The 11297-nt window shown below is 67.3% G+C and carries 11 protein-coding genes; 6 read left to right on the top strand and 5 right to left on the bottom strand.

Features of this window, described 5'->3' with window-relative positions; genetic code table 11:
* Nucleotides 1-57 precede the first annotated feature (57 nt).
* A complete protein-coding gene (locus IP69_RS21950; protein WP_156323509.1) occupies nucleotides 58-198 on the top strand; it encodes a hypothetical protein in 141 nt (46 codons plus the stop codon).
* 54 nt (nucleotides 199-252) lie between these two features.
* Here IP69_RS21950 and IP69_RS16775 read toward each other — a convergent pair whose 3' ends face one another.
* Entirely contained in the window at nucleotides 253-675 is a 423-nt protein-coding gene (locus IP69_RS16775; RefSeq protein WP_248306870.1) for an MOSC domain-containing protein, read from the bottom strand.
* Between the two features lie 163 nt (nucleotides 676-838).
* On the opposite strand from IP69_RS16775, the gene IP69_RS16770 reads away from it, so the two are divergent.
* Entirely contained in the window at nucleotides 839-1525 is a 687-nt protein-coding gene (locus tag IP69_RS16770) for a histidine phosphatase family protein (protein ID WP_054143973.1), read from the top strand.
* Between the two features lie 7 nt (nucleotides 1526-1532).
* Here the strand turns inward: IP69_RS16770 and IP69_RS16765 are convergent, their stop codons facing one another.
* A complete protein-coding gene (locus IP69_RS16765) occupies nucleotides 1533-2579 on the bottom strand; it encodes a cysteine synthase A (RefSeq protein ID WP_054143972.1) in 1047 nt (348 codons plus the stop codon).
* Between the two features lie 143 nt (nucleotides 2580-2722).
* Between IP69_RS16765 and IP69_RS16760 the strand changes: the two genes are divergently transcribed.
* Together IP69_RS16760 and IP69_RS16755 are read left to right on the top strand one after the other, a co-directional pair.
* Nucleotides 2723-3976: a class I SAM-dependent RNA methyltransferase gene (locus IP69_RS16760; RefSeq protein WP_054144018.1), complete on the top strand. Its 1254-nt coding sequence runs from the start codon at nucleotides 2723-2725 to the stop codon at nucleotides 3974-3976.
* Nucleotides 3977-4016: 40 nt separating this feature from the next.
* Entirely contained in the window at nucleotides 4017-5405 is a 1389-nt protein-coding gene (locus IP69_RS16755) for an FAD-binding oxidoreductase (RefSeq protein ID WP_054143971.1), read from the top strand.
* A 51-nt stretch (nucleotides 5406-5456) separates the two neighbouring features.
* Here the strand turns inward: IP69_RS16755 and IP69_RS16750 are convergent, their stop codons facing one another.
* Nucleotides 5457-6221, bottom strand: a complete 765-nt coding sequence (locus tag IP69_RS16750; RefSeq protein WP_054143970.1) for an SOS response-associated peptidase — start codon at nucleotides 6219-6221, stop codon at nucleotides 5457-5459.
* Nucleotides 6222-6305: 84 nt separating this feature from the next.
* Here IP69_RS16750 and IP69_RS16745 point away from each other — a divergent pair, with 84 nt between their 5' ends.
* Nucleotides 6306-6809: a hypothetical protein gene (locus tag IP69_RS16745; protein ID WP_054143969.1), complete on the top strand. Its 504-nt coding sequence runs from the start codon at nucleotides 6306-6308 to the stop codon at nucleotides 6807-6809.
* On the opposite strand, the gene IP69_RS16740 is transcribed toward IP69_RS16745, so the two are convergent.
* Both IP69_RS16740 and dxs read right to left on the bottom strand, forming a co-directional pair.
* Nucleotides 6810-7547, bottom strand: coding sequence for a TlyA family RNA methyltransferase (locus tag IP69_RS16740; protein WP_156323507.1), 738 nt, complete (start codon nucleotides 7545-7547; stop codon nucleotides 6810-6812).
* Nucleotides 7548-7558: 11 nt separating this feature from the next.
* Nucleotides 7559-9472, bottom strand: a complete 1914-nt coding sequence (dxs, locus tag IP69_RS16735; RefSeq protein ID WP_054143967.1) for a 1-deoxy-D-xylulose-5-phosphate synthase — start codon at nucleotides 9470-9472, stop codon at nucleotides 7559-7561.
* Between the two features lie 270 nt (nucleotides 9473-9742).
* Here dxs and IP69_RS16730 point away from each other — a divergent pair, with 270 nt between their 5' ends.
* Complete coding sequence (locus tag IP69_RS16730) at nucleotides 9743-11296, top strand: ABC transporter substrate-binding protein (RefSeq protein WP_248306869.1); 1554 nt, start codon at nucleotides 9743-9745, stop codon at nucleotides 11294-11296.
* Nucleotide 11297: the final 1 nt, after the last annotated feature.

The following is an 11297-nucleotide window of genomic DNA, read 5'->3' as shown; positions in this document are numbered from 1 at the left end:
AATCGCCCTATTTGGGGCCTGCCACCGCAACCCTCCCAACCCACGAAAGGAGCGACGATGCTGGACCGGCATGACGCACATTGCGTACTCGAAGACGAGAGCGAGAAACTCGAAAAACCCGAGACTATCGAGCAGGAAGACGCCGACAAGGTCTCGGACCGCGACTACCAGGCCGGCTTCTGGAGCCCGCCGAACTGACCAAGGAAAGCGATGGCGGAGGGCTGCGTTCCTGCCCTCCGCGCCCGGCGCCCGTTAGGTTGCACCGGCGACAAGCAAGGTCTCCCGCGCCACCTGATCTCCGATCCGGATCATCCCACTTGCGACCACCCGAGCCGTGATCCCGCCATGGCCGCGCACGGCGTTGTATCCGCCTTCGCCGAGGATCTCCTCCATGCGCGAGCAGGGATGGCATTCGCCGGTCGCCTCCAGCAGCGCATCGCCGAGCGTGAAGCGCCGGCCCTTCAATGCCGCGAGGTTGATGCCTGAAACCACGATGTTGCGCCGAAGCTGCTCTGGCGCGATGGCGTCCAGCCCGAGATGGGCTGCGATGGCGGAGAGATGCTCGGCCTGGATCAGTGTCACATGCCGGGCTCCGCCGGTGCGGCTGCTATAGTGATCGCCGATCAGGCCTTGCTCCGTATCGAGCGTCGCGGCATCGACGTCGACCATGATCATGCGTCGGCTCGGCCTGAGGCCGATCCAGACGATTCGGCCGGGCCTCATCGGCGCGTCGATCAGCCGGGCGAGAGGGGAGGAACTGTTGAGCATGGCCCAACCATGGCAGCGGCGAGCGAGAAAGTCAGTTGGCCCGTCCCGAAAAACGGCAGGGTCAGCGATCATGACCGCCTTGAGGTGCGCGATCCTGCCGGCTCTGGCGGTCTTCCTGCTCGCGGCCTCTTTTCGCGCCGAGGCCAAGCCTGTCGCGGAGGCCAAATCTGTCGCGAAGGCCATGCCTGTCGCGGCGGATTCACCTGAGGGCGCTCCCCTTGTCGAACGGCTGCGCCGCGGGGGACTGGTCTTGTATTTCCGGCATGCCGATACGTCCGGCATGCCCTGTGATCGGTCTTTTCGCATCGGAGACCGGGCCGGTCAGCGCAATATTTCGGAGGCCGGGCGACGGCAATCGCGTGAGATCGGCGCGGCGCTCCTGCGGCTGGGGATCCCTGTCGAAAAGCCCGTGAGGGCCGGGCCTGTCTACCGCGCCCGGGACACAGCCGAACTGGCATTCGGCGAGGAGGCGGTGGCAATCGACGAGGCCTTGACTGCGGATGACTATGCCGGCGCGAGGCTCGCAGCCGTCCTGGACGGACACCGCGCACTCTTCAGTGCGCCGGTGCGGGCGGGCGTCAATCGGGTCCTCGTCGGACATCGCACGCCGGCGATCATGGTTCTGGGTCGTATCGTGGGCGGCCCCGCATTCCCGGAGGGCAGCGCCATCGTCATCGAGCCTGCCATGTCCGGCCCCGCCATCCGCGGCATCCTGACCTTCGCCGACACCATCGGCACCGGCTTCCACGCCTGCTGAACGAATCTTAGCCCATCACACGTGCCATCACCTCTCTCAGCGCCGGATTGTCCCGCTCCAGCCAGCCCGGCACGGGCAGCCCCTTCGAGCGCAGGAACTCCGGGTTGAACAGCTTGGATTGGTAACGCGTGCCGTAGTCGCACAGGATGGTCACGATGGTGTGGCCGGGCCCCAGATGCCGCGCCAGCCGCATCGCGCCGGCGACATTGACGCCCGACGAGCCACCCAGGCACAGGCCTTCATGTTCCAGCAGATCGAAGACGATCGGAATCGCCTCCGCGTCGGGGATCTGGAACGAGATGTCGATCGGCGCATCGACCAGATTGGCGGTGATCCGGCCCTGCCCGATGCCCTCGGTGATCGAGGAACCTTCGGATTTGAGTGCGCCTGTCGTGTAGAAGGCGTGCAGCGCCGCGCCCATCGGGTCGGCCAGCCCGATCGTGATCTTGGGGTTGAACTGCTTCAGCGCGATGCCGGTGCCCGCCAGCGTGCCGCCGGTGCCGACCGCGCAGATGAAGCCATCGACCTTGCCGTCGGTCTGCGCCCAGATTTCGGGTCCGGTCGTCTCGACATGGCCCTGCCGGTTGGCGGTGTTGTCGAACTGGTTGGCCCAGATCGCGCCGTTGGCTTCCGTCTTCGCCAGCTGGGCGGCAAGCCGGCCCGAGACCTTCACGTAATTATTGGGGTTGGCGTAGCCGACGGCGGGCACCTCGACCAGCGTCGCGCCGGCCAGCCGCAGCATGTCCTTCTTCTCCTGGCTCTGCGTCTCCGGGATCACGATCACGCTGCGATAGCCCAGCGCATTGCCGACCAGCGCGATGCCGATGCCGGTATTGCCGGCCGTGCCCTCGACGATGACGCCGCCGGGCCGCAACTGTCCGCGCTTCTCGGCGTCGCGGATGATCGCCAGCGCGGCGCGGTCCTTGACCGACTGGCCGGGGTTCATGAATTCGGCCTTGCCGAGGATGCTGCAGCCCGTCGCCTCCGAGGCGCGCTTCAGCTTGATCAGCGGAGTGTTGCCGATGGCCTCGATGACGCCGTCGCGGATGGTCATGGCAAAATTTCCCTGTTTGCTCCCGACCTGATAGGCGAAAGCGCGGAACAGGTCATCCGCTTCGCGCCCTTTGGCGCCGCTTCGGAAGAAAGCGGCCGGCGTTTGGCCCCGCAGGAGACAATTCGACCCCGATGACGCTCGCCATGAACGAAATTCTCTCGGTGGCCCGGCTGGGCCAGCGCGGCGACGGCATCGCACCGACGCCAGGCGGCGACGTCTTCGTGCCCTATGCCCTGCCGGGCGAGACCGTGCGAGCCGTGCGCGATGGCGACCGCGCCCAGATCGTCGAGATCATCACGCCGGCCGATTCGCGCATCGCCCCGATCTGTCCGCTGTTCACGATCTGCGGCGGCTGTGTCGCCCAGCAGATGGAGCCCGCGCTCTACGACGGCTGGAAGCGGCAGCAGGTCGTCACGGCATTGTCGCGGGCCGGGATCGCGGCGCCGGTCGCCGGGATCGTCGATGGCCATGGCGCGGGGCGCCGCCGCGTCACCTTTCATGCGCGGCGCGAGGGCGACGATCGCCAGGGGCTTGGCATGCTGGTCGGTTTCATGGTGGCGCGCAGCCATGATCTGATCGCGGTGCCGGCCTGCCCGGTGCTGTCACCCGCCTTGGCGCGCGCGCCGGCTGTGGCCCAGCTTGTCGCCAACCGGCTCGGCGGCTCCAACAAGCCGCTCGATATCCAGATCACGGCCTCGGATGCCGGGCTCGATGTCGATATCCGCGGCCATGGCCCGGCCGGCGAAAAGCTCCGGCTGTCGCTGACCGAAGCCGCCGAGCGGCTCGATCTGGCGCGGCTGTCGATGCATGGCGAGATCGTCGTCGAGCGCCGCCCGCCGCAGCAGCGCATGGGCAAGGCGATGGTCGCGCCCGCCCCCGGCGGTTTCCTCCAGGCGACGGTCGCCGGCGAGGAGGCGATCTCCGCGCTGGTGCTGGCGGCTGTGCCGGCCAAGGCGAAACGCGTCGCGGACCTCTTCGCCGGCTGCGGCCCGTTCAGCCTGCGCCTGGCCGAGCGCGCGCAGGTCCATGCCGTCGAGAGCGACAAGGCCGCGCTGCTGGCGCTGTCGCGGGCGGCCGGAGTGACCCAAGGCCTGAAGCCGATCGCGACCGAAATCCGCGACCTGTTCCGCCGGCCGCTGCTGGAGCATGAGCTCGACGCCTTTGACGCCGTCGTGCTCGACCCGCCGCGTGCGGGCGCGGAAGCGCAGGTGCGGCGTCTCGCCGCCGCCAAGACGCGTACGGTCGTGTATGTATCCTGCGATGTCGGCAGCTTTGCTCGCGATGCCGCGATCCTGATCGCGGGCGGTTATGCGCTGGAGGGTGTCACGCCCGTCGACCAGTTCCGCTATTCCGCCCATATCGAGCTCGTCGGCGTCTTCCGGCGCGCCAAGAACTGACAACCCGGAGGCAAGCTTGAGCGCATCCATCCTGGACGACATGGCGGCGATCATCGGCGCGAAGAACGTCGTCACCGATGCCGACGCGATGGTGCCCTATCTCAAGGAGTGGCGCGACCTGTTCCGGGGCAAGGCGCAGGCGGTGGTTCGGCCGGGGTCTACCCAGGAGGTCGCCGAACTGGTCAAGCTCGCGGCGAAGACGGGAACGCGCATCGTGCCGCAGGGCGGCAATACCGGGCTGGTCGGCGGGCAGATCCCGATTGCCGAGGGCCGCGAGATCGTCCTCTCGCTCCAGCGCATGGACAAAATCCGCAGCATCGATGCGCAGAGCGACACCATGACGGTCGAGGCCGGGCTGACGCTGCAGAAGGCGCAAGTGGCGGCTGAAGGCGCGGGGCGTCTCTTCCCGCTCTCGCTCGCCTCCGAAGGCTCCTGCACCATCGGTGGCAATCTCTCGACCAATGCCGGTGGCACCGCGGTGCTGGCCTATGGAAATGCCCGCGAGCTCTGCATGGGGCTCGAGGTCGTGCTCGCCGATGGGCGGATCTGGAACGGCCTGCGTCAACTGCGCAAGGACAACACCGGCTACGATCTGAAGAACCTCTTCATTGGCGCCGAGGGCACGCTCGGCATCATCACCGCCGCCGTGCTGAAGCTCTTCCCGCTGCCCGCCGCGCGCGCCACGGCCTTCCTCGCGGTGCCCGATCCGGAAGCGGCGCTGATGCTGCTCAACGCCGCCAAGGCCGGTGCCGGCGGCACGCTCACCACCTTCGAGCTGATGTCGCGGCTCGGGGTCGAATTCGTCCTGAAACATGCCTCGGGCACACGCGATCCGCTCTCGGAGCCGTCGCCCTGGTATGTGCTCATGGAGGTCTCGGCGCAGTCTGCGAGCGGACTCGACGAGGCGGTCGAAGCCTTTCTCGGCGAGGCGCTGGAGCAGGGCCTCGTCACCGACGCTGCACTCGCCGGCTCGCTCACCCAGCGCGCCGATTTCTGGAAATTGCGCGAGATGCTCTCCGAGGTGCAGACCTATGAGGGCGGCTCGATCAAGCACGACGTCTCGGTGCCGCTGCATGCGGTGCCGGCCTTCATTGCCAGGGCGTCCGAGGCCGTCATCGCGATGGTGCCGGGCTGCCGGCCGCTGCCTTTCGGCCATCTTGGCGACGGCAACATCCACTTCAACGTCAGCCAGCCGGTCGGCGGCGACAAGGCCGTCTTTATCGCCGGCTGGAGCGCGATGAACCAGGCGGTCCACGCCATCGTCAGCGAGATGCACGGCTCAATCTCGGCCGAGCACGGCATCGGCCGCCTCAAGCGCGACCTGTTGCCGGGCGTCAAGGACCCGGTCGAACTGGCCCTCATGAAGACGCTGAAGGCGACGCTCGATCCGCAGGGCATCCTGAATCCCGGCGCGGTTCTGACGATGTGAGTTCCAACAGTTCGACCAAAACCGGGTCGAACTGTTGGAACCGGATACGGCTCAGAACAGATTGCCCTGAGCATCGTCCTTGGCCGCTTTGTTGGGCCGGGCAGGGGGCTTGGTCCCTGCCTTGGCCGCCTCCACCACTGCATGATCGAACGGCGCCTGCACCTCCGGCCCGTCATTGGCGACCTTGTTCACCGCGTTGCCGATCCGCACCATCTCCAGCCACTCATCCGGTGGCGGCCGCAGCAGGGGACCGATCGCGCCTGCTTCGGCCACGGGGTCGAGCCAGGCGTCGAAATCTTGCGGCGCGATGATCACCGGGCAACGGTCGTGAATCGCCGCCATCAGCCCGTTGGCCGGCCCGTTGACCAGTGCGACGGTGTCGATCTCGGAGCCGTCCGGCGAATGCCAGGTCTCCCACAGGGCCGCGAAGGCGAACAGATCGCGGTCCGGCCGCCGGAACAGATAGGCCCGGCTTTCGGCGTGGCGGCCCTGACCGAGGCGATGCCATTCGTAGAAGCCGTCCGCCGGCATCAGGCAGCGCCGCCGCGTCAGCGCCGCCCTGAACGAGGGCTTCGTCGCGGCGGTTTCGCTGCGGATGTTGATGACGAGCGGAAAATCCTTGGGATCCTTGACCCAGCCAGGAATGAAGCCCCAGCGCATCAGCATGAACTGCCTGTTGCCCTCGTGCTGGCGGACCACCGGCACCGGTTGCGTTGGCGCGATGTTGTAGCGCGGCGGAAAATTCGGCTGCTCGGGGTAGCCGAACAGCGTCCGCATCGACGCCGGGGGCAGGGTGATCGCATAGCGGCCGCACATGATCGGCAGATGTGGCCATGGTGCTGCTTTGGATCAATACTTTGTTTGGGTTTGCCCGAGCATAGTCGCGGCGGTTTGGGGAGCATGATGAGCGTTTCGGCGATCAAGGCGCTGGCTGGTTCGACGGACGCCAGGGAGCACATGTCCCCGGCGCCGCGGCTTTCCACCGATTTTCTCAACCGATACAGCGAAGCGCTGATGCTGATCGAACTGGCTGTGGATGATCACGGCCTGGTCGAGGATTTGAAGGCCTGGCGCAGCGCCAGCTATCGCGAGCATTTCGAGACATCGCTGCTGCGCTGCGCGCCGTCGGCGCTCGCGGCCTATGACCGCGTCGCACCCGCCAACCGGGCCGCCTTCGAGGAGCTGTGCCGGGCGATGGCGCGCCTGGTCGCGACCGCGACCGCGCTCCTGGCCGACAAGCATGACGGCCTCGACCCCGCAACCATCGTCGAAGTGGCCGGCGACGCATTGCGCCGGCAGATCGCCCGGGCCACGCAGTTCATCAACGCCAATGGCGCGGTCGATATCGGCCGGGTGGAAAGCCATGCTCTGCAGGCCGAGGTCGATGCCCTGCTGACGCGCTGATCAGCCGGCCCGCCGTCCGCCGATCAGGAATTCGCGGTTGCCGTCGCCGCCTTCGATCGGGGAGGGGACGGGCCCGTCCACCGCAAAGCCCAGAACCGACATCGCCTCGACGATCTGCGCGCAGACGCTGTGATGCACGGCCTCATCCCGGACGATGCCCTTCTTAAGCGCGGCGCGGCCGGCCTCGAATTGCGGCTTGATCAGCGCGGCGATCTGCGCGCCCGGTGTCAGCAGGGCGGCGACCGCCGGCAGCACCAGCCGCAGCGAGATGAAGCTGACATCGATCGCCGCGAGCGAAGGGGCCTGGGGCAGATCGGCCGGCGTCAGCGTCCGGATGTCCCTTGCCTCCAGGCTGGTGACGCGCGGATCGCCACGCAGGGATGCGTGCAACTGGTCGCGCCCGACATCCACCGCGATGACATGGGCCGCGCCGCGCTGGAGCAGCAGATCGGTGAATCCGCCCGTCGAGGCCCCGACATCCAGGCAGATCCGGCCGGTCGGATCGAAACGGAAGGCATCCAGCGCGCCGGCCAGCTTCAACCCGCCGCGCGAGACATAAGGATGCGGCGCCTGCGCAGTCAGCACGGCGGTTTGCGCCAGCATCTGGGAGGCTTTGCGGACAAGCTCGCCATCGGCGGTGACGAGACCGGCCGCGATCGCCGCCTGCGCCCGCGCCCGGCTCTCGCACAGCCCGCGTTCGACGAGCAACTGGTCTGCTCGGGTCTTCATCGCAGGGATTCCGGTGTGTTTCAGGCCCGCCTAATCGCAGCCGGCACGCCGAGCGCGCCTTCGACGGTGCGCACGATGCCGGCGGCGTCGAGCCCGGCCCGGGCATACATCGCGTCGGGCTTGTCGTGTTCCTGGTAGACGTCCGGCAGGGTCAGCGTCCGAACCTTCAGCCCACCATCGAGCAGGCCGCTGCGGGCGAGCAGATGCAGAACATGGCTGCCGAAGCCGCCGACCGAGCCCTCCTCGACCGTGACAAGAATCTCGTGCTCGCGCGCAAGCCGCAGGATCAACGCCTCGTCAAGCGGCTTGGCGAAGCGGGCGTCGGCGACAGTCGTCGAAAGCCCGCGCTGGCCGAGCTGTTCGGCGGCGAGCAGGCATTCCGCCAGCCGTGTTCCCAGCGAGAGCAGCGCGACGCGCGCGCCCTCGCGCACGATGCGCCCGCGGCCGATCTCGAGCGGCACGCCGATATCGGGAATCTCGACGCCGACACCCTCTCCGCGCGGGTAACGGAACGCGATCGGCCCTTCGTCGAAGGCAGCCGCCGTGGCGACCATATGGGTCAGCTCGGCCTCGTCGGCTGCCGCCATCACCACCATCTCGGGCAGGCAGGCGAGATAGGCGATGTCGAAGGCACCCGCATGCGTCGCGCCATCGGCGCCGACGAGCCCGGCCCGGTCCAGCGCGAAGCGCACGGGGAGCTTCTGGATCGCGACGTCGTGGACGACCTGGTCGTAGGCCCGCTGCATGAAGGTCGAATAGATCGCGCAGAACGGCTTGTAGCCTTCGGTCGCAAGGCCGGCAGCGAAGGTCACGGCATGCTGCTCGGCGATGCCGACATCGAAGGTCCGGGCCGGAAATTCCTTACCGAAGGCGTCGATCCCGGTGCCGGACGGCATGGCGGCCGTGACAGCGACGATCTTCTCGTCCTCGCGGGCGGCCTTGATCAGGGCATTGCCGAAGACGGCGGTGTAGCTTGGCGCGTTCGCCGGAGCCTTGACCTGCAGGCCGGTGACGGGGTCGAAGCGGACGACGGCGTGGTATTTGTCGGCCGTGGCTTCAGCGGGGGCATAGCCCTTGCCCTTCTGCGTCACGACATGGACGAGGATCGGGCCGGTGCCGGCGTCGCGGACATTGCGCAGAACGGGGAGGAGATGGTCGAGATTGTGCCCGTCGATCGGGCCGACATAATAGAAGCCGAGCTCCTCGAACAGCGTTCCGCCGGTCCAGAACGCGCGGGCATATTCTTCCGTCCGCTTGGCCTTGTCCTGGAAGAAGCGCGGCAGCCGCTCGGCCAGATGCTTGGCGATTTCGCGGATCGAGCGGTAGGTCCGCCCCGAGACCAGTCGCGCAAGATAAGCCGACATCGCGCCGACCGGCGGGGCGATCGACATGTCGTTGTCGTTGAGGATGACGACGAGGCGCGAGCCGAGCGCACCGGCATTGTTCATCGCCTCATAGGCCATGCCGGCCGACATCGCCCCGTCGCCGATCACCGCGATGACGTTGTTGCTGCCGCCGGCGAGATCGCGCGCCACCGCCATGCCGAGCCCCGCCGAAATCGAGGTCGAGGAATGGGCCGCGCCGAAAGGGTCATATTCGCTCTCGGAGCGGCGGGTGAAGCCAGACAGGCCGCCGGGCTGGCGCAGCGTGCGGATGCGTTCGCGCCGGCCGGTCAGGATCTTGTGCGGATAGGCCTGGTGGCCGACATCCCAGATCAGCCGGTCGCGCGGCGTGTCGAAGACATGGTGCAGCGCCACCGTGAGCTCGACGACGCCGAGCCCCGCGCCGAGATGGCCGCCCGTGACCGAGACCGCATCGATCGTCTCGAGTCGCAATTCGTCGGCAACCTGACGCAGGTCGCTGTCGGGCAGTTTGCGGAGATCCTCGGGCGTGTGGACGCGGTCGAGGATCGGCGTGGGCGGGCGCTTCGTCACGGGCCCGGTCTATCGCATCCAGACCGGGCGGCACAAGGGCGACTAGCGCCGCACGAAAGGGGCGCCGCTGCCGACAAGCGGTCATGCGCCTGCGCTAAAGCGATCTCGCAGGTTGGCCCGCAATTTGCTGCGAATCGGTCTCAGCCCTGCAACAGTCGCGTCGAGGGGGAAGTTGTCATGGTCCATCATCCACATCGCTGTCGTTCCGGCTTCGGCCGTCTGCGTTCTGTCGCCGGCGCTCTCGCTGTGGCGGGTTTGGCTTTGGCTGGCATGGGCGATCCGGTCCGCGCGCAGGGCACTTTGCGTGTGGCGATGACGGCCTCCGACATTCCCACGACAACGGGCATGCCCAATAACGGCTTCGAGGGCATGCGCTTCCTCGGCTACCCGGTCTTCGAGAGCCTGGTGCTGTGGGATCTGACGACGACCGATCGGCTGGCGCCGCTGCGACCGGGGCTCGCGGAACGCTGGGAGCAGGTGCCTGAAGATCCCAAAACCTGGCGCTTTCATTTGCGGCGCGGCGTCACCTTCCATGATGGCACGGCGTTCGATGCCGACGCCGTGATCTGGAATCTCGAACGTTACTTCAACAAGGACTCTGCCCAGTTCGAGCCGCCCGCCGCGGGCATCGTGCGCGCCCGCGCGCCGATCATGACCGGCTATCGCAAGATCGACGAGATGACGGTCGCGATCACCACCGCGAGCCCCGCCTCCTATTTTCCGTACATGACCGCGTTGATCCTGCTCTCCTCGCCCGCATCCTTCGAGAAGGCGGGACGCGACTGGGCCAGGGTCGGAACTCAGGGGTCGGCCGGCACCGGGCCGTTCCGGATCGCCAGCGTCGCCCCGCGCGAACGCGTCGAACTCGTCCGCCATGACGGATATTGGGATGCGACCAAGAAGGCCAAGCTCGACAAGGTGGTTCTCCAGCCGATCCCTGAGGCGAATGCCCGGCTCGCGGCGCTGCGCTCCGGCCAGGTCGACTGGATCGAGGTCCCGCCGGCCGACGGCATCCCGTCGCTGAAACAGGCCGGATTCACGATCACCAGCGGGTCGTATCCTCATGTCTGGCCGTGGTTTTTCAACATCGGCGCGACCAACAGCCCCTTCAAGGATGTCAGGGTCCGGCAGGCGCTGAACTATTGCGTGGATCGCGACTCCATCGTTTCCCTGCTCAACGGCACGGCAGAACCCGCCTCGGGCTGGCTGAAGGCGAGCGACCCGGATTTCGGCAAGCCCGTAAACCGCTACCGGTTCGACCCCGCCAGGGGCAAGGCGCTGCTGGCGCAGGCCGGCTTCACCGCCCAGAAGCCGCTGTCGTTCAAGGTGATGATCTCCACCTCCGGCTCAGGCCAGATGTCGCCCTTGCCGATGAACGAGTTCATGCAGGCCAATCTCAAGGAGGCCTGCGGCGTCACGGTCGATTTCGTCGTCACGGAATGGCAGATCCTGCTGAACAGCATGCGCGCTCTGCCCGATGCGCCGGCGCTGAACGGAGCGATGTCGCTGAACATCAGCTCGCCCTCATCCGATCCCAGCGTCATGGCCCGCTATTTCGCCGCTGCCGGAGCGCCGCCCAACGGCTTCAATTTCGCGCAGTGGAAGGACGACGCGTTCGAGACCGCTTTGGTCAAGCTTGCAGAGGCAAACGATCCCAAGGCCGTGGCGGAGGCGACCGCCGCCGCCCATGAGCGGCTGGTCGACAACCCACCCTGGCTCTACATCGTCCATGATCTCAACCCGCGCGCCATGTCGAAGAAGGTCCAGGGTTTCATCTCGCCCCAGTCCTGGTTCGTCGATCTGACGCTCGTCAGCATGCAGTGAC

This window comes from Allobosea sp. AAP35 (assembly GCF_001295925.1).
Taxonomy (GTDB): domain Bacteria; phylum Pseudomonadota; class Alphaproteobacteria; order Rhizobiales; family Beijerinckiaceae; genus Allobosea.
The sequence above is the reverse complement of the archived record's forward strand: the minus strand, read 5'-3'. Positions and strand labels throughout refer to the sequence as shown.